This is a genomic window from Mycobacterium sp. IDUB_17 (assembly GCF_055419465.1).
Genome location: NZ_JBVAXS010000002.1, coordinates 1 through 18,403 on the forward strand (window position 1 = coordinate 1; position 18,403 = coordinate 18,403).

Here is an 18,403-nt window from a genome sequence, read left to right on the forward strand (position 1 = left end):
GCCCCCGCATGATCACCAGACGTTCGTCGAAACTGAGCCGATGGCCGTGCCCGCCTGGCCGGTCACGATCGCCAGGTCCGGCCAGGCCGCTATCTGAGCCATTGCCACTTCGCAACTGCATGGATCCAGCGTCGTGCCACCACTTCCAGCCGGTTTGGATCGACACACCGACCTGACGGCCGGCCTCGCGTAGCGATTCACCCGAGCACACCCGATCGAAAAACTCTCGCCGCATCACACGTGGATAAGCCGGCGGCACCTGCAACCTCCCTAGTCACGGAAATTGCATTGACCGTATGAATCTGCCGCACGTATCTCCGCCGTAGCGTTACGCGCGCGATCAGCTCATTGCACGCGCCGGCCACCACATGCGCTCGCCCAGCAGGCTCATCGCAGCGGGAACCAGATAAGTGCGCACCACCGTGATGTCGAGGAGCAACCCGATGCCGATCGTGGATCCGATCTGCACCAGGTTGAGCACCGTCCCACTCGTCAACGCGAACATGGTGATCGCGAAAACCACTCCGGCGGTGGTGATCACGCTGCCGGTGCTGCCGAATCCGCGGATGATGCCGCTGATCACTCCACTGTGGGATTCCTCGCGGATGCGGGCGGCGAACAGCATGCTGTAGTCGGCGCCGACCGCGACCAGTGCCATGAACGACACGGGGAACACCGACCAGTCCAGGCTGATGCCGATCAGGTGTTGCCAGATCAGGGTGGACATCCCTGCCGCGGCTCCGAAGGACAGCACCACCGCGGCGATCATCAGGACCGGGGCCACCAGGCTGCGCAGCATCACGATCAGCACCAGGAGCACGGCCGCCACCGCGACGACGCCGAAAAGTGCGAAATCACGCCAGGTTTGGTCGACATGACGTTGGGACAGCGAGGCCAGGCCGGTTGATTCGATCTGGGCATGTTCCAGCACGGTTCCCGTCGCGGCATTGTTCGCCGCGGCGATGACGTCGGGTACCGCGCCCATCGCCTCGGCGCCATACGGATTCACCGCCCAGACCACCATCATGCGTGCACTGCGACCGTCCGGGGAGATGAGCAATTGCTCACCGGCGGTGAGGCGGCGGTCGGTGCGGCCCTCCTCTGGCAGGTAGAAGCCCCGCCCCGCGCCGGTGCTGGTGTCGGCCGACATCCGATGCAGGAAGTCCGAGGCGCGTGACAGCCCCGCACTGAGTTCGGTGGTCAGTGTGACCATGGTGTCGGTACCGGTCTTGACCTGGCCCAGGCCCGCGGTCAGACGGCCCAAACCTGTTGTGAGTTCATTGATCCCGGACAACAGCCGACTCAGTTCCTGACGGGTCTGCTCGGGGGTGCGGGTGCCGAGTTGATCGAGCATGGCCCGCAGCTTCTTGATCGCCGCCCGTAGGTCGGGCAGCGTGTCCAGAGCCGTGGTCACCGGTCCTTCGGGGACCAGGGGCGCGACGAGGGTCAATCCGTCGATTGCCAGCTGGGCGCGTCCGCCGGTGGCCGCGTTGAGGTCGGCGAAGGCCTGCCTGGCGCGCAGGCATGAGCTGTCCGCCGCGCAGGCGGCCGACGGCTCCGGCCCGGTGAGCGGATCGAACACAGCGTGCAATGCGGCCGTGGGAGCCGCCAATCGCTCTCGGGCGGAGTCGATGTCGTCGACCACCCGATCCAGGGAATCGGTGGCGTTGGAGATGCTGCGCACGGCGGTCACCACGTCCAGTGACCCGCCGGAGAGGTTGCCGACCACCCGATCGGCGGATTCCAGCGTGCCGAGCAGGTTGCGCGCCAAGTCGACGAGGGACCGGGCGCCGTCGGTGAGTTCGGGGAGCCTGGCGGCCGCATCCGCTGATCCGTCGTGCAGTTGGGTCACGCCGGAGGCGAGGCGCTTCAGCTGCGGGATGGCCTCCTCGATGCGGTCGTGGGCATCGGCCAGGCCGGCGCCGACCTGCGCGGTCTGCGAGCCGATGGCCGTCTCGGGCAGCGGTTTTCCCTCGGGCCGGGTGATCGACCGGACGTAGGCCACCTGCGGAAGGTTGCCGATCGACATGGCGATCAGATCCAGGGCGGCCAGGTCGTTGGTGTTGCGCATGTCGTGGTCGGTCCGGATGGTGATGAACTCCGGAGCCGCCTCGTTGACGCCCCAATGGCGGTAGACGGCCTCGTATCCGCGCTTGCTGTCGGTGGCGCGCAGTTGCATCGCGTTCTCGTCGATGTTCGGTTCGAAGGTGAACAGCACTGAGCTCATGGCGATGAGAAACGCCAAGGACGCCGCGACGAGCGCCGGTGCACGACGGATGATGGCGGCGCCGCGCTTGCGCCAGCGTCGTTCATCGAGCGGGCGGGGCTCGGCGTATCCGCGCCGCCCCCACAGCGCCATGATTGCGGGGGTCAGCGTCAGGCTGACTGCCATGGTTATCGCGATCGACAGGGCGATCGGAGGTCCCGCGGTGCGGAACATCCCGATCTTGGTGAATACCATGGCCATTCCGGCACCGGCGATGGTCAGCGCGGAGGCGATGACGATACCCGCGGTGTGCGCACCGGACCGGGCAACCGCGTCGTCGACGGCCAGCCCGCGGCGTCTGCCCTCGTGATAGTTGGCCAGCAGGAAGATGCCGTAGTCGGTCCCCGCTCCCAGCACCATCGCGGTCACCAGGGCGATAGTGAAGTTCGAGACGGTCAGCAGATCATGGCCGCCCAGCAGGGAGATGACCGGCCGCGCGACCGCCAGCGAAATGCCCACGGTGAGAAGGGGAATCATCGAAGTGATCAGCGACCGGTAGACAGCGAGCAGCAGCAGCGTGATCAGAACCACCGAGACCACCGTGATGATGGCCAGCGAGGTGTCGATGGCGGAGAACAGATCCGACAGAGTCGGTGCGGCCCCGGTGAAATGCACATCGAGCCCCGATGGGCGGGGGAGTGCATCGACTGCGGCGCGGACGTTCTCGGTGGACCGGTGCGCACGGGTGGAGCCGACGTCGCCGGTGGTGGCGACGATCAGGTGGATGGCTTTCCCGTCGGGGCTCAGGCCGATTCCCTCGAGCCCCGGCGTCCCGTAAGTGTCGAGCACATACGCGACGTCGTCCTTGTCTGCCACCAACCGCGATACCAGATCGCGGTAGTACGCGGTGTCGGCCGGGTTGAGGACGCGGTCGCTGGACACCACGATGCTGCCGACGGCGGTGGTATCGGGGACGCCGAAGTCGCGCGACATCTGCCGCAGGGTCTCGGTGGTCGGGCTTTCCGGAGTGAACGGCGCGGAGTGCTCGGCCACCGTGCGTTCCAGCTGGGGGATGGCCAGGTTGAGTACGCCGGCCAGGGCCAGCCACGCCCCGAGAATCAACCACGCATGCTTCGCGCAGACCCTGGAGAGTTTGCCGAAGACCGCCAGATTGTGCATTCGGGCATCGTAGACCAATCGGTCTATGAGTGGTCGACTAGGATGGACCAACTGGTCTATTTCGGAAATGGAGAGGGTGGCGGCGGTGGCAGGCCCGCGCGAGCGTCTCATTCAGAGCGCCATCGAGCTGATGCGTGAGTACGGGGTACACGCGACGGGTCTCAGCGATCTGCTGGAACGCAGCAACACCGCTCGCGGGTCGATCTACCAGCACTTTCCAGCCGGAAAAACTGAACTGATGGAACAGGCCACGCTGGAGGCCGGACGGATCATCACCGCCAGGATCCAAGAACTGACACAGACCTTGCCTGCCGAGGACGTCATCGGCGCCTTTGTCGCCGGGTGGAAGCAGAACCTGATCGACAGTGACTTCACTGGGGGGTGTCCCATCGTGGCGGCCGCGCAGGCCGGTCCGGATGCGCTCGTGGTGCGGGAGGCCTCGGCCGCGGTGTTTGCTGATTGGTCCCGGGTGATCGCGGAGTCGATCGAATCCAAGGGTGTTGACGCCACCACCGCGGCCTCCCTCGGCAGCTTCATCGTCAGCTCACTGGAAGGTGCCATCATCCAGTGCCGCAGCGCGAGGTCGCTGCAGCCCCTCGACGACGCCTGCACCAGCCTGATGTTGCTGCTGCGTGGGATCGGTGCGGACTGACTGGGGGGTTACCCCGCGGTGCCCAATTCGGACCGGGCCCGGCCGATCTGTTCGAATGCGTAGTCGGCAACCTCGGTGGTGGTCATGCTTGCGCCGGCCGACGCAAGTGACCGGTAGCGGTCTTCACCGAGAACTTCTTTCAGATCCGCGATGGCGGCGTCGATCTCGGGGAAGCCCGCGCGCGCCATCGCGGTCGAGGCGAAGCCGCTGATGGTGGCTGCCGGTTGGTGTCCGCCGAGCCGGTCGAGCAGTACGGTGAGCAGTCCCAGTGCGTTGCGCATCAGTTCGACGGTGCCGGAGTCGTAGTAGTGCCGGATGGCTTGGGTGATGTAGTCGAAGGCATCGATCAGCTGGCCGCGGTCGGCGGCGAGCCCGGCCAGCAGGCAGGCGAAGATCGATGTCTGCTGTCGATCGCCGCTTTCCTGGGCGAGCTGCCACCCTCGGCGGAGGGCCTGGTAGGCAACTGCGGGCTCAGTCTCCCGGCGGGCCCAGCCGTACCCGAGCAGCGCGGCACCGGCCAGGGCGGGGTTGGCGAGGCTCTCGGCGTCGGTGGGCAGCCGTGCCGACTCGTTCATCGCTTCCGCCGTGGCTCCGCAGACAGCCAATGTCACCGCCAGGACGGTCTGGTTGGCGGTGTGGCGCTGGGGTAGCCGAGCGATCGTTGCCCGGCACCACTCGATTGCCCGGTCGGGCCGGCCCGTCGTGTTGTATCCGGCGGCCACCACGCACGAGAACTCGTCGCCGACATCGTCGAATTCTCCGCTGCCGATCGCCGCCCGGCTGGCTTCGGCGTACTCGTTGAAGTCGTCGACGCGTCCCAACGCAGCACAGTTGGTGGCGCCCACGAAGAGCTGAGCCAGTCTCGGATGGTGTGCTGTTTGGGCCGCCGGGAGGATCTCCTCGACCCAGGCCAGGGGTTCCCACTGTTCGAGGAAGTATCCGATGTAGATGGCATTCACCGCGACTGCGGCAGCCGCGTCGAGATCGCCGTTGTCGGCGCCCCATCGAAACGCTGTCCGCAGGTTGGGCAATTCGGTTGAGAACCATTCGTAGGCCTCGCGTTGCCTCGGGCTGTCCCACAACGCGAGCACTTCGGACTGCAGGCCCGCGAAGTAGTGTGCGTGTGCTGTGCGTACCGCTTCCGAATCGCCCGAGCCGACGAGCTGCTCCTCCGCGAATTGACGGATGGTCTCCAGCATCGAGAAGCGAGTGTGCGATGTTGTGGGGTCTGCCACCAGGAGCGACTTCCGGACGAGGGCGTCGAGCAGATCCAGCGTCCCCAGTTCGTCGTCGGAGCCGGCGACGGCGCACGCCGCAGCCAGGTTGAATCCCCCGTTGAACACCGAAAGCCTTGTCAATACGGACTTTTCATCGCGGTCGAGCAGGTCGTAGGACCATTGCACGGCGTGGCTCAGCGTCTGGTGCCGTTCCAGCCCCCGACGCGAGCCCACGAGCAGCCGGAAACGGTCGTCCAGCCGATCGCGGATCTCGGAAGCCGTCATCGACACCATGCGTGACGCCGCGAGTTCGATCGCCAGTGGAATTCCGTCCAGGCGACGGCAGATTTCCACTACCGCGGCGGAGTCGACCGGCGAGGCGAATGAGGCGCGGGGCGAGACCGCCTGAGCTCGATCGATGAACAGTGCCGCGGCCGCGGAACCCGGGCCGTCGCGGATGTCCAGCGATGCCACCGGCCACAGCTGCTCGTCTTTGAGCCTCAGCCCTTCGCGGCTGGTGGCAAGGACCGTGACCGCCGACGACTGGGCGAGGATCGACTCGATCAGATCGGCGGCCGCGTTCAGGACGTGTTCGCAGTTGTCGAAAACCAGGATGCGGGAGCGTCCTTGGAGGGCCGCGGCAATGCTCTCGGTGACGGTCAACCCGGCTTGCTGGGTGATTCCGAGAATGGCCGCGACCGAGTCCGGGACCGCGGTCGGATCACCGACCGCGGCCAGTTCGATCACGAACGCGCCGTCCGGAAATGCGTCGAGCGAGCGGGAGGCGACCTCCAGTGCCAGCCGGGTCTTGCCGACCCCGCCGACACCGGTCAACGTCACCAGGCGATGGGATTTCAGCACCGTGTCCAACTCGGTCAGATCAGCCTCGCGTCCGATGAGGCTCGTGGTCGGAGCCCGCAGATTCCCCGGTCCGGAAGTGGTGGTGTTCAGCGGCGGGAATTCGGTGCGCAGGCCCGCGGCGTGGACCTGGTAGAGGTCAACGGGTTTGGCGATGTCGCGTAACCGTCTCGACCCCAACGAAATCAGGTCGACGCCGCTCAACAGGCCCGCCGTCACCCCGTCGAGCAGGATCTGTCCGCCGTGCCCGGACGCCATGATTCGGGACGCCCGGTTGAGGACGGCGCCGAAATAGTCGTCGTCGCGGTGTTCGGCTTCCCCGGTGGCCAGGCCCATCCGTACCGGCAGCCCCAACTCCCGCTGTGCGCTCACCGCCGCTTCGACGGCGGCGGACGGCGAGGCGAACGCCGCACAGACGCCGTCGCCCGTGTGCTTGAAAAGTGTGCCGGCCTGCTCGGCTATCGCGCGGCGCAGCACCTCGTCATGCACCGCCAGGGCGGCTCGCATGCCGTCAGCGTCAGCTTCCCACCGTCGGGTGGAACCTTCGATGTCGGTGAACAGAAAGGTGGCGATGCCTGCTGGCATGTCGACGCCGTTCTCAGCGCGCTTCGATGAATCGCATCGGCGCTCCCCACGCTCGATCCGCTGGGCGTTTGGACATCGTAGGTCCGGCGGGCGCGGCTGGACTCGGGATTGGTGGTGCGGGTGGCCTCGGTGTTTCTGTAGTCAATCACCTGTTCACGGCGATTTCGGAGGGTGTAACCGCGCCCGTCTTGACACCTGTCAAGTGGCGCCGGTTACAGTGCCCTCATGCAGATCCGCGAGCATGCCGAGGCCAACCCCGAGAAGCCGGCGATCATCCTCCATCCGTCGGGCACCGTCGTCACGTTCGGTGAGCTCGAAGCTCGCGCGAATCGCCTGGCCCATTACTTCCGCCGGCACGGGCTGGAAGAGGGCGACGTGGTCGCGATCCTCATGGAGAACAACGAGCACATCCACGCCGTGATGTGGGCCGCGCGCCGCAGCGGCCTGTACTACGTGCCGATCAATACGCATCTGACCGCGGCCGAGGCGGCGTACATCATCGACAACAGCGGAGCCAAGGCCATCGTCGGCTCCGCGGTGCTCAAGGACATCCTGAGCGGTCTAGAGGCGGAGCTCCCCAACGGCCTGCCGGACACCCTGCTGATCGCCGACGGCGAGCTCGACGGCTGGCAGCGTTACCCGGAAGCTGTCGCCGACCTGCCTGCCACCCCGATCGATGACGAGCTGGACGGGGATCTGCTGCAGTACTCGTCGGGCACGACGGGCCGGCCCAAGGGCATCAAGCGGGATCTGCCGCACGTGCCGCCGTCGGAGACCCCCGGCATGATGTCGGCGTTGGTGAGCTTCTGGATGCAGCCGGATTCGGTGTATCTGAGCCCCGCGCCGCTGTATCACACCGCGCCCTCGGTGTGGTCCATGCAGACCCACGCTGCCGGCGTCACCACGGTGGTGCTGGAGAGGTTCGACGCCGAAGGCGCGCTCGACGCGATCCAGAAGTACGGCGTCACCCAGGGCCAGTTCGTTCCGGTGATGTTCACCCGGATGCTGAAACTCCCTGAGGACGTGCGGAATTCGTACGATATGTCCAGCCTGCGACGCGTGATGCACGCCGCCGCCCCGTGTCCGGTCGAGATCAAGAAGCAGATGATCGACTGGTGGGGGCCGATCGTCGACGAGTACTACGCGTCCTCGGAGGCCATCGGTGCCACGGTGATCTTCGCCGAGGACTGGTTGACCCACCCGGGTTCGGTCGGCAAGCCGATGAACGGTCTCGTCCACATCCTCGATGAGGACGGCAACGAAGTCCCACCAGGTCAGGCCGGCGAGATCTACTTCGAGGGCGGGGCCGATTTCGAGTACCTCAACGACGCCGAGAAGACCGCCTCCTCGCGTGACTCGCACGGTTGGAAGACGGTGGGGGACATCGGGTATGTCGACGAGGACGGCTACCTGTACCTCACCGACCGGCGCCACCACATGATCATCTCGGGCGGGGTGAACATCTACCCGCAGGAAGCCGAGAACATGCTCGTCGTCCACCCGAAGGTGATGGATGCCGCGGTGTTCGGCATCCCGGACGACGAGATGGGACAGAGCGTCAAGGGTGTGGTGCAGACCGTGGACCCGGCCGACGCCACCCCGGAATTCGCCGAGGAGCTCCTCTCCTGGCTGCGCGAGCGTCTGACGCACTACAAATGCCCGCGGACGATCTCGTTCGAGGCCGAGTTGCCCCGCACCGATACCGGCAAGCTCTACAAGCAGGGGCTGATAAACAAGTACTCGTGACCGTCCTGGAGCTGCCCGCCGGCATCCGTGTCGGGGTCGACACCCCGACCGATGCCGCGACGTTCACGCTGACCGAACGCCCCTGTGACGACCGGCGGGTGGTCACCGTGGACTCGGTCGAGCAGGCTCTGGACGAACTCACCGAACGGTGTCGGACGTGGCCGCAGGCGGCCGCGGTCTGTGACGATGTGTTGCGGTCCCTCGACCCGGCCGGGCCGACCCGGGCCGGGGTGATCACCGAGTCGCTGGCGTATTCGACGTTGCAGTCGGGACCGGAGTTCGGCCGGTGGCTGGCCGAACGGGGACCGGCCACCGCGCCGCAGCTGCCCGAACCGGTGCAGGCTCATCGTGAGGGGAACACCCTGCACGTCCGGTTCAACCGGCCCCGGCGGCACAACGCGTTCTCGACCGACGCCCGCGGCGCACTTCTGGAGGCCCTCGAGGTGGCCCGGCTGGATCCATCCGTGGACGAAGTGGTGCTCGGCGGCAATGGCCGATCATTCTGCAGCGGCGGCGATCTGGCCGAGTTCGGCTCGTTCGCCGACCCGGCCAGCGCGCATCTGGCCCGTACCAGGCACAGCCCGGCCCTGGTGCTCGATGACATCACCCAAAGGCTGGGGCGACGCTGCCGCGCCGAGGTGCACGGCCAGGTGCTGGGCAGCGGCCTGGAGATGGCCTGCTACTGCGGGTGGGTCAGCTGCGATCCGGATGCCACGATCGGCCTGCCGGAGCTGGCGCTGGGGTTGATTCCCGGGGCGGGCGGCACGGTGAGCATCACGCGTCGCATCGGCCGGTGGCGCACGGCGTATCTCGTGCTGTCCGGGCGCACCGTCGACGCGGCCACGGCGCTGGCCTGGGGCCTGGTAGATGAGGTGGTCAGTGTGCCCGTGGATCGGTGAGAGCGTCAGTCGCTGAAGTCGATGCGCACCGAGACCGGATTGGTCTCCAAGGCCTTGACGACGCGCGCACCGATCGACCCGAACTTGCGACCCCGCGTGACGACGTCGTCGTCGGGCCGGAACTGTGCGATCCCGGTACGCCATCGGTTCCCTTGCCGCAGACGGACGTTCGGGTTCGCGGCGATATTGCTGCCCCAGCCCGATCGGGTTCCGTGCTGGCAGATCACCCAGGCACCCGTGGCGTCGAACTGGGCGGAGACGGGCACCCTCCGCAACTGGCCGGTCTTTCGCCCGGTGGTCTCCAATTCGGAGGCCAGGGCGGTGCGCACGCCCAGCTTCCCCAACACGGTGATGGTGGGGTTCAGTAGATAGCGCCCGAGCGCCCGCTCCCTGCGGAACTTGCTCAGGGTCTTGTCGGGTTGAGTGCCGGTCATGAGTTCCTCCTTGCGCGGAAGGCGTCGAGCCCGTTGCCCTTCAGCAGCCGCAGTGCGGTGGTCAACGGGCCGATCGTCGGGTCCGGTTCGCGGCCCGCGCCCAGCCGGTGCAACTGGGTGGCATGCCACTGCAGTTCCAGCGCGCTGAGAAAGGTCTTGGCGCGGGCGGTGTTCGCGAGCCGCGCGGGCAGCCGAGGCGAGATGTCCGGAACTCGGAGGCGCGCCTGGCGTGCCTCCAGGAGGCTGTCGGCGGCCGCTGGGTTGACGGTCGTGGGCCTGCCCAGCCCGACCACGTCGGTGGCTCCCGACCGGACGGCCTCGCTCATCGCTGCCTGGGTGCGGAAACCACCGGTCACGGCCAGCGGCACGGCTCCGGAGACCTCCCGGGCGGCCAGTGCGTACTCGATGAAGTACGCCTCACGCGCCTTCGTGGAGGCCGACTGCACCACGGGCCTGCCTTCCATCGCGGGGGATTCGTATGTGCCACCGCTGATTTCGATCAAGTCGATATCTTCGGCGCTCAGCGCGGCGATGACGGCGCGCGACTCTTCCTCGGTGAAACCGCCGCGCTGGAAGTCGGCGGAGTTGAGTTTGATGGCAACGGCAAAGCCGGGGCTGACGGCCGCGCGCGTCCGCCGCACCACCTCGAGTGCGAAGCGCATCCGGCGCTCCGCATCGCCGCCCCAGCGGTCGGTTCGCTGATTGGTCCGTGGTGACAGGAACTGGGCGACGAGATACCCGTGCGCGCCGTGTATCTGGACTCCATCGAAGCCGGCTGCATCGGCGATCGCCGCCGTCCGCGCGTACCTGTCGACGGTGGCCTCGATCTCGTCGTCGGTGAGGGCGCGCGGCGCCTGCCACCCGGGCACGTTCATCCGGATTGGTGACGGCGCGACCGGCTGAGACCGGGTGGCCAGCGGATTGGCTTGTCTTCCAGGGTGGTTCACCTGCATCCAGATGAGCCCGCCGCCGTCCTTGGTGGCCTTGGCCCATCGGGACAGTCCGTCGAGGTGGCGGTCGTCTTCGATGACGACGTTGCCCGGCTCGCCCAGATGATCGTGGTCGACCATCACGTTCCCGGTGATCACGAGCCCGTACCCGCCCGTTCCCCAGCGCCGGTACAGCTCGATCAGCCGATGGTCCGGCCCATGATGGGCATCGCCCAGGCCTTCGCTGAGCGCCGACTTCATCAGCCGGTTGCGCAGGACCTGGCCACTGGCAAGCGGCAACGGGTTGTGAATGTCTGGCATGGCCGTCTCCTCGAAATGGCGCCGGGGGATGCCTTCGCGACGGTAGTACACCGATCGGTCTAGTGCAACGTGTGGGTAGACTGATTGGTCTAGTACGTGGTGGGGGTGCTGAAGACTACGGAGGCGACGAGCGCGATGTCAGCACGAGACACCTTGATCACGAGTGTGACCGGGTTGTTGCGGCGCAGAGGTGTCGCTGGAACCGGCGTCAGTGCACTGCTTGAGGACAGCGGCGTCTCCCGGCGGACCATTTACCTGAACTTCCCGGGCGGCAAGGAGGAACTCGTCGCGGAGGCGACCCGGGTTGCCGGGCAGACGCTGACGACGTTGATCCGCGCGACTGACGACGGACGCGACCCTGCCGAAGCGGTGCGGGCATTCATCGACCAGTGGAAACTGCAACTGGCGGAGACAGAGTTGCAGGCCGGCTGCCCGATCGTCGCGGCTGTCCTCGGTCGCTGTGAGGCACCCAGGGCCGCAGAGGTGGCTGCCGAAACTATCCAGGACTGGCAGGCGATACTGGCCGAGCGGTTGGTCCGGGCCGGTGCGGACGCGGATGCGGCTCGTTCCCTGGCGAACATGTCGATCGCAGCTATCGAGGGTGCCATCATCATGGCGATTGCGGCTCAGAAGACTGATGCCCTCGACGATGTCGGCCGGCATCTCGTCGAACTCACCAGGCTGTACCTGCCAGGCGCCTGATCTACTGCTTTAGCTCGCAACGGATTCTGGTGGCTGGTCTACAGTGCCAGTTGTGACTGGTGGCCCGTATTTCGATGACCTGGCGGTTGGTCAGGTATTCGGCACCGCGCCGTCGATGACGCTGACCGCCGGTGCGGCTGCCACGCATCAGGCGATCCTCGGTGACCGGCTGCGGTTGGCGCTGGACGCCGAGCTCGCCACCGCGGTGATCGGGGAGCCTGGTCCGCTGGCGCACCCCGCGTTGGTCTGCGATGTGGCGATCGGGCAGAGCACCTTGGTGACGCAACGGGTGAAGGCGAACCTGTTCTACCGGGGCCTGGCGTTCCACCGCTGCCCGGTGATCGGGGACACCCTCTATACCCGCACCGAAGTGGTTGGCCTCAAACAGAATTCGGCCAAGCCCGGACGGGCGGCCACCGGCCTGGCAGCCCTGCGGATGACGACCGTCGATCAGAAGGACCGCAAGGTACTCGATTTCTACCGTTGCGCGATGCTGCCGCTGTCCAGCGACGACATCGACACCGGGCATGCCGACGATCTGTCGGCGATCGGAGCCGGCGCCACCGCACCGAACCCCACCGCCGGCTGGGATGCGGACGCTTTCCGGACCCGGGTGCCCGGAGCGCATTTCGCCCCGGCGCTGGCCGGTACGGTGCTGCACAGTACCGCCGACGTGGTCAGCAGCGCTCCGGAACTGGCTCGGCTGACACTGAACATCGCTGCCACCCATCATGATTGGCGCGCCGGGGGAAAACGTCTGGTGTACGGCGGGCACACCATCGGGCTGGCCTTGGCTCAGGCCAACCGGTTGCTGCCGAACCTGGTCACCGTGTTGGGTTGGGAATCCTGCGATCACACCGGCCCGGTGCACGAGGGTGACACGCTGTTCAGCGAGCTGCACGTGGAATCGGCCGAGGCCGGGGAGCTCAAACTCCGTTCGCTGGTGTACGCGGCCGGCGGACCCGACGGTGGCGACGACCGCCAGGTGCTGGACTGGCGGTTCAGCGCGCTGCAGTTCTGATGACACCGTTGGCGATTCCGCGGGCCCTGCTGAGGCAGGCCCAGACGGTCGCCGACGACTTCACGGCGCGCACCGGCGTGCCGGTCGATGCCACCGAACTGCTGACCGGCCGCGCCGCACTGTTGGACATCGCACCCCGGGGGCAGGTCTCGGCGGGTGGTGCGACGAGGCTGCTGGCCACCCGCGACGGATGGTGTGCGCTGACCCTGTCGCGCCCCGATGACGTAGCCGCTGTTCCCGCACTGCTGCAGCAGGATTCGGTGAAACCTGATCCGTGGCAGGCGATCCGGTCCTGGGCGGCGGTGAACCCCGCTGCGGAGGTGGCCGACCGCGCCCGCCTGCTCGGACTGCCGGTGGCCGTGCTCGATGAAACCGCGCCCGCGTCGCCGGTGGTCAGCTCTCTCGGACCTGGCCGGACCGGTCCGATGGCCGAAATGCTGGTGGCCGACCTGTCCTCGATGTGGGCCGGGCCTCTGTGCGGACAGCTGCTGGCCCGTGCCGGGGCCACCGTGGTCAAGGTGGAGAGCCGGAGCCGTCCGGACGGGACCCGTGCCGGGGTGCCGGAGTTCTTCGATTGGATGAATCGTGGAAAGCTCTCGTACGCAGTAGATTTCGATGATCCGCGAGAGCTGGCTGCGCTTGTCCACGTGGCCGATGTGGTCATCGAGGCCTCGCGGCCGGCCGCATTGAGCCGGCGCGGGCTGGGGCCCGACATCACCGCAGCCCGGCCCGGCCGGATCTGGCTGCGCATCACCGGGCACGGCACCGCGGGGGCGAAGGCCGGCTGGGTGGCGTTCGGCGACGACGCCGCAGTGTCGGGTGGCCTGGTCGGATACCGCGAGGGCGCACCGGTCTTCAGTGGTGACGCCATCGCCGACCCGCTCACCGGACTCCACGCCGCGGCTGCCGTGGCGTCCTCGCGGGAACGCGGCGGCGGCGAGCTGATCGAATTCTCGATGGCGGCCGTGGCCGCCGGATACCGCTCCTGCAACGGCGATGAGACCGACGTGATCCCGCTGCGGCCCGCCGCGGGTCTGCCCGGGCGGGAACTCGGAGCCGACAACGAAGTGGTTCGCCGGTTGGTGGCCGAACGGACCGATGCTCCATGCTGATTCGTCGTGCGACGCTGCTCGACGGGACGGTGGTCGACATCCGGGTCGGTGACACCATCGAAGCCGTCGCGGAATCACTGCCGCCCGAGCCCGGTGAACAGGTACGCGACGCCGCGTTCGGCACTGTGATTCCCGGACTGCACGATCACCACCTGCACGTGTACTCGGCTGCGGCCGAGCAGGATTCGGTTCGGGTCGGCCCCGCCGAGGTGGCCGACGAGGCCGCGCTGACCAGAGCGTTGAGGGCCGCGGTCGCGGGCAGTGACGGCTGGATCCGCGCTGTCGGTTACCACGAAACGGTGGCCGGTCCGCTGGACCGGCACGCTCTGGACCGGTTGATCCCCGATGTCCCGGTGCGCGTGCAACACCGCAGCGGCGTGTTGTGGACGGTGAATTCGCCAGGGCTGGCTGCGCTGGGTCGGGATGATCATCCCGACGGGCGGCTGCGCAGCGCGGACCCGACGTGGTCGGAGGCCCTGGAACGGAGGCCGGCGGCGGTCGCGCAGTTCAGCGCCCGGCTGGCCCGCTATGGTGTCACCGGTGTCACCGATGCCACGCCTGACCTGCAGCCCGGTGATCGGCCTACCGGCCTGTGCCAACGTGTGCACTACCTCGCGCCGGGCAAGCGCATCCTGCACGATGACGGGCTCGACCTGGATGCGTTGACGGCCTGGATCTCGCAGCGGCACCGGGCCGGTGAGCCGGTGGCCGTGCACTGTGTGACCGCAGCCCAACTCGTCGTCACGATCGCCGCGCTGGGCGCCGCGGGCAGCCATCCCGCCGACCGTATCGAGCACGCTGCGATGGTGCCGCAGGACTGCATCGATGAGCTCGTCGCGCTCGGGATCACCGTGGTGACCCAGCCCAACTTCGTGGCCGAGCGCGGCGACCAGTACCGCACGGATGTGCCTGCCGCCGACCAGGATCAGCTCTGGCGGCTGGCAACGCTGGTGGCTGCGGGCGTGCCGATCGCGTTGTCCACCGACGCACCGTTCGGCGCCGCTGACCCGTGGGCCGCGATGCGTGCGGCGGTGCACCGTCGCACCCCGCATGGGGTGGTGCTCAACCCGCGCGAGCGGATATCGGGCCGGCGTGCACTGGCGCTGTTTCTGGGCAGCGCGGAAAACCCGGCCAGGCCACGGCGTATCGCACCCGGCGAGCCAGGTGACCTGTGCCTGCTGACCGATTCCCCGCAGCGGGTGGTCGACGCGCTCGACGCGGATCTGGTGGCCGCCACCATCGTCGGGGGTTTGGTGGTGTTCGAACGGTGAGTGTATGGCGGGTACCGGGCATGCCCGCGTTGTTGGCATGCGCCGGATTGGGTTTCGCCGGGTTCTCCTTGCTGCTGCCGGTCGCCCCGATGTGGGCGGTGCACATCGGCGCCGACAACCTGGGGGCCGGTGCGGTCAACAGCGTGCTGATGCTGTTCACCGTCATCGCCCAACTGTTGGTCGGGCGGCTGTTGCGGAGGGCCGGTTGGGCCGTCGCGCAGGCACTCGGGCTCGTACTGCTGGGGATACCCGCTGTGCTGCACTCGCTGACCGGTTCGCTGTGGCAGGTACTGCTTCTGGCGGCGTTGCGGGGATTGGGCTTCGGCATCCTCACGGTCTGCAGCATCAGGGGTATCGCCGCGCTGATCCCCCAGGAACGCCGCGGCCGTGCGATCGGCGCGTACGGGCTGTCCATCGCGGCACCGCAGTTCGTGTTGACCCCGCTGGCACCGTGGCTGGCCGAGAACGTCGGGTACCAACTGGTGTTCGCGCTGGCCGCTGTCCCCCTGCTGGCGGTGCCGCTGGCGTTCACCCGCCCGGCACCGACGTTGGTAGACGAACCGCGTTCGGACCGGCTCGACGGCATCGGCGGGCTGGTCGGTCCGATCGCTGCGCTCGTGGTGATCACAGCGGCCGGCGGTGCGATTCTCACCTTCGCTCCCCAATTGGGTGGTGCGACAACTGCGCTCGGGGCGTTGTTGGCCATGACCGGCATGGCGGCGTTGGCCCGGTGGCTGGTAGGAGGGATTGCCGACCGCCATGGCGCGGCCGGATTCATCGCCCCGATGCTGGGTGTCGGCGCGGTCGGTCTGGCGGTGATCGCCTTGGGTATCGGTATCGGCGGGTCGTTGGTGATTCTCGGCTGTGGCCTGCTCGGTACTGCCTACGGCGCGCTCCAGAATCTCACCCTGGTGCAGGCCTTCGCCGCGACGGGTGAGCATGCCCGCGGCGCGGTCAGTGTGGCCTGGAATGTCGGATTCGACGCGGGCACCGGTCTGGGGTCCCTGGCGGTCGGGGCGCTGGCCACCTCGTTCTCGTTCCCGACGGCGTTCGCCCTGATGACGGCCGCGTGTGTGGGCGTCGGGCTGATCTGGGTGTTCCCCCGCCAAGATAGGTATGGATCAGAACCGGGCGCCGCTACTTGACGCGCTACGTATGGCCCGGGCAACGGCCTGCCGGTTCACCGGGTGGTTCGAGCTCCGCCGTTGACCGCGATCACCTGGCCGGTGATGTGGCGCGCTCCAGGTGAGGCGAGGAACGCCACGGTGTCCGCAATATCTCCTGGTGTGCCTGCCCGTCCGGTCGCGGTGGCCGCGATCAGCTCGGCCCGGCGTTGCCCCGAGAGCTTGTCGCGGAAGAACTCGGTGTCTCCGATGTAGCCGGGCGACACCACGTTGGCGGTGACACCGCATGATCCCAGCTGGCGCGACAGGTCGACGTTCCATGAGGCGACCGCCGCTTTCGCCGCGCCATAGGAGCCCGAGCCTTGGTCGGCGGCGATCGAACCGATGGTGACCACCGAACCGCCGTCGGAGAACTTGTCCAGGCACGCGGTCGTCATCACGACTGCCGAGAGCACGTTGGCCGTGAAGTTCGACAGCCATGTGTCGGCGACTGTGCGCAGGGACTGGTCGGAGGTGCCAGCGTCGAAATCGCGGTTGCCGCCGGCGTTGTTGACCAGTACGTCGATGCTGTCGAGGGATGCGGCGAACGCTTCGACCGAATCGAGATCGGTGGCGTCGAAACACGAGACTGTGATGTCTCCCGGCAATTCGGCCGCCGCCTGGTCGAGCGCATCGCGGCGCCGGCCAGTGATGATGACCGAATCTCCGCGGGCGGCGAAGCGTTGCGCGATGGCCTTACCGATTCCGGTCCCGCCACCGGTAACCACGACGAGACGTCCCATTATCACTCCTTGATCCACAGTGCGAGGTAGTTTGTTTAGACCTAAACGTAACAGATCGTTTAGAGCTAAACGAGGTGATGATGTCGCTTGATCCGGATGATTCCGTCGATGCGATCGCATTGGCATGGGCCCAGGAACGTCCAGGGACCGAAGTCGGGTCGATCGGCATCGTCACGCGCATCTGGCATGCCGCCAAACTCCTCGGCGAGGACCGGCGACGTACGCTGGCCGCCGCCGGGGCGGACACCGCCGTTCTCGACCTGCTGTCGGTATTGCGCCGCGCCGGCGCACCGTACCGGCTCACGACACGGGAGCTCGCGGACGCCACGATGATCACGGCCGGAGCGATTTCCCAGCGCGTCGGCCGGGCTGAACGCGACGGTCTGGTCGTCCGCACCACGCGCGGCGACGGGTCCCGCAAGGTCGATGTGGAACTCACCGCGGCCGGCCATGCGCTTGTCGAAGAGCTCGTCGATCGGGTGCTTGGGCGCGAAGCCGAACTCGTCGCCCATCTTGATGTGGGTGAGCAGCAACAGCTCGCACGCCTGCTGCGCCAGCTGCTCGACGGTCTCGACCTCAAGCTCGACAAGCAGAAGATCGGTCAGGTCGGCGACAGCAGCTGACGTGCTGATCAGGTGGCTTTGGCTCTGAGGCCGTCGATATCGGCAAGGTCTATTCCGCCGTAGCGGGTGGCGATCAGACCGTGCCGTTCGAAGTCTTTGAGGATCTTGTTCAGCGACGGACGCTGTACGCCGAGCATGGCGGCAAGGGTGCGTTGAGTGAGCGGGACCGAGCCGTCGATGGCTTCGTCGAGCAGTATCTGGGCAACCTGGGCTGGGAGGGGGCGACCGAGCATCGCAACCAATCGGCTCTGCCCGGCCGACACCCGCTGGGCGACCGAAGACAGCCAGCGGCGGGCGATGTTGGGGTGGCTGGTCAGCAACCGATCGAACGTGGGGCGGTCCAGATACAGGCACGTGCAGTCACCGATGGCGCGCGCGGTGTAGGCGATCGGCATATCGAGCAGCAGGGCGATATCGCCGTCTACGTCGCCGGGGCGCATCACGTCGACGACGACCCGGCGGCGGCCGGAACCGACGGCCAGTTCGATCTGGCCTTGACGCACGATCCAGACTCCGGTGGGTTCTTGTCCGGCGGCGAACAACACCGCACCGGAGGCGAACTGCTTGGCCACAAGGGTTCCTGCCAGGGCAGCGACATCCTCGCGGAGCAGCGGCGCCGCTGGGCCTCGGCCCACGCATCGGGCGACCCAGGCGGCGTAGCGGATGGGCAGGTCGGGTGGGCTCTCGCCGCCGGCGAGCGTCTGTATCGCGTGTCGGATCGATCCGTGGTTGTCGGGCATCT

Annotated in this window: 15 protein-coding genes and 1 pseudogene; 9 read left to right on the forward strand and 7 right to left on the reverse strand. The window is 67.4% G+C overall.

Translation table 11 applies throughout. From position 1 onward, the window contains the following. Both ACZYZ7_RS07180 and ACZYZ7_RS07185 read right to left on the reverse strand, forming a co-directional pair. Positions 1-259, reverse strand: a pseudogene (locus tag ACZYZ7_RS07180) (IS30 family transposase); the annotation flags it as partial. 81 nt (positions 260-340) lie between these two features. Next, positions 341-3,385, reverse strand: a complete 3,045-nt coding sequence (locus ACZYZ7_RS07185) for an MMPL family transporter (RefSeq protein WP_450069735.1) — start codon at positions 3,383-3,385, stop codon at positions 341-343. 85 nt (positions 3,386-3,470) lie between these two features. On the opposite strand from ACZYZ7_RS07185, the gene ACZYZ7_RS07190 reads away from it, so the two are divergent. Further along, positions 3,471-4,037, forward strand: a complete 567-nt coding sequence (locus ACZYZ7_RS07190) for a TetR/AcrR family transcriptional regulator (RefSeq protein ID WP_450069734.1) — start codon at positions 3,471-3,473, stop codon at positions 4,035-4,037. A gap of 8 nt (positions 4,038-4,045) precedes the next feature. On the opposite strand, the gene ACZYZ7_RS07195 is transcribed toward ACZYZ7_RS07190, so the two are convergent. Next, entirely contained in the window at positions 4,046-6,697 is a 2,652-nt protein-coding gene (locus ACZYZ7_RS07195) for an ATP-binding protein (protein ID WP_450069733.1), read from the reverse strand. 225 nt (positions 6,698-6,922) lie between these two features. On the opposite strand from ACZYZ7_RS07195, the gene fadD4 reads away from it, so the two are divergent. Both fadD4 and ACZYZ7_RS07205 read left to right on the forward strand, forming a co-directional pair. After that, positions 6,923-8,443: a fatty-acid--CoA ligase FadD4 gene (gene fadD4 / locus ACZYZ7_RS07200; protein ID WP_135451526.1), complete on the forward strand. Its 1,521-nt coding sequence runs from the start codon at positions 6,923-6,925 to the stop codon at positions 8,441-8,443. Positions 8,444-8,448: 5 nt separating this feature from the next. Next, positions 8,449-9,342, forward strand: coding sequence for an enoyl-CoA hydratase/isomerase family protein (locus ACZYZ7_RS07205; RefSeq protein ID WP_450069766.1), 894 nt, complete (start codon positions 8,449-8,451; stop codon positions 9,340-9,342). A gap of 5 nt (positions 9,343-9,347) precedes the next feature. On the opposite strand, the gene ACZYZ7_RS07210 is transcribed toward ACZYZ7_RS07205, so the two are convergent. Both ACZYZ7_RS07210 and ACZYZ7_RS07215 read right to left on the reverse strand, forming a co-directional pair. Continuing rightward, positions 9,348-9,776 carry a nitroreductase/quinone reductase family protein gene (locus ACZYZ7_RS07210; protein WP_450069732.1) on the reverse strand — a complete coding sequence of 143 codons (429 nt, stop codon included), beginning with the start codon at positions 9,774-9,776 and terminating at the stop codon, positions 9,348-9,350. Further along, complete coding sequence (locus ACZYZ7_RS07215) at positions 9,773-11,026, reverse strand: NADH:flavin oxidoreductase/NADH oxidase family protein (RefSeq protein ID WP_450069731.1); 1,254 nt, start codon at positions 11,024-11,026, stop codon at positions 9,773-9,775. Before ACZYZ7_RS07215 ends, ACZYZ7_RS07210 begins: the two co-directional genes overlap by 4 nt. A gap of 135 nt (positions 11,027-11,161) precedes the next feature. On the opposite strand from ACZYZ7_RS07215, the gene ACZYZ7_RS07220 reads away from it, so the two are divergent. The 5 genes from ACZYZ7_RS07220 to ACZYZ7_RS07240 all read left to right on the forward strand — a co-directional run bounded on the left by ACZYZ7_RS07220 (position 11,162) and on the right by ACZYZ7_RS07240 (position 16,277). Further along, positions 11,162-11,728, forward strand: a complete 567-nt coding sequence (locus ACZYZ7_RS07220) for a TetR/AcrR family transcriptional regulator (RefSeq protein WP_135451530.1) — start codon at positions 11,162-11,164, stop codon at positions 11,726-11,728. Positions 11,729-11,843: 115 nt separating this feature from the next. Beyond that, complete coding sequence (locus ACZYZ7_RS07225) at positions 11,844-12,749, forward strand: hotdog family protein (protein ID WP_450069765.1); 906 nt, start codon at positions 11,844-11,846, stop codon at positions 12,747-12,749. Continuing rightward, the gene (locus ACZYZ7_RS07230) at positions 12,749-13,861 is read left to right on the forward strand and encodes a CoA transferase (protein ID WP_450069730.1); all 1,113 of its coding nucleotides are present in this window, start codon (positions 12,749-12,751) and stop codon (positions 13,859-13,861) included. Before ACZYZ7_RS07225 ends, ACZYZ7_RS07230 begins: the two co-directional genes overlap by 1 nt. Further along, positions 13,855-15,132, forward strand: a complete 1,278-nt coding sequence (locus tag ACZYZ7_RS07235) for an amidohydrolase family protein (RefSeq protein WP_450069729.1) — start codon at positions 13,855-13,857, stop codon at positions 15,130-15,132. Before ACZYZ7_RS07230 ends, ACZYZ7_RS07235 begins: the two co-directional genes overlap by 7 nt. Continuing rightward, positions 15,129-16,277 carry an MFS transporter gene (locus tag ACZYZ7_RS07240; RefSeq protein WP_450069728.1) on the forward strand — a complete coding sequence of 383 codons (1,149 nt, stop codon included), beginning with the start codon at positions 15,129-15,131 and terminating at the stop codon, positions 16,275-16,277. The genes ACZYZ7_RS07235 and ACZYZ7_RS07240 overlap by 4 nt, the downstream gene beginning before the upstream one ends. 35 nt (positions 16,278-16,312) lie before the next feature. On the opposite strand, the gene ACZYZ7_RS07245 is transcribed toward ACZYZ7_RS07240, so the two are convergent. Then, positions 16,313-17,038 carry an SDR family NAD(P)-dependent oxidoreductase gene (locus ACZYZ7_RS07245; RefSeq protein WP_450069727.1) on the reverse strand — a complete coding sequence of 242 codons (726 nt, stop codon included), beginning with the start codon at positions 17,036-17,038 and terminating at the stop codon, positions 16,313-16,315. 80 nt (positions 17,039-17,118) lie between these two features. On the opposite strand from ACZYZ7_RS07245, the gene ACZYZ7_RS07250 reads away from it, so the two are divergent. Continuing rightward, positions 17,119-17,661 (forward strand): MarR family winged helix-turn-helix transcriptional regulator, encoded by a 543-nt coding sequence (locus ACZYZ7_RS07250; RefSeq protein WP_286174547.1) that lies wholly within the window; start codon positions 17,119-17,121, stop codon positions 17,659-17,661. Between the two features lie 8 nt (positions 17,662-17,669). Here the strand turns inward: ACZYZ7_RS07250 and ACZYZ7_RS07255 are convergent, their stop codons facing one another. Then, on the reverse strand, positions 17,670-18,401 hold the full coding sequence (locus ACZYZ7_RS07255) for a Crp/Fnr family transcriptional regulator (RefSeq protein ID WP_135459720.1): 732 nt from the start codon (positions 18,399-18,401) through the stop codon (positions 17,670-17,672). Between the last annotated feature and the right edge of the window lie 2 nt (positions 18,402-18,403).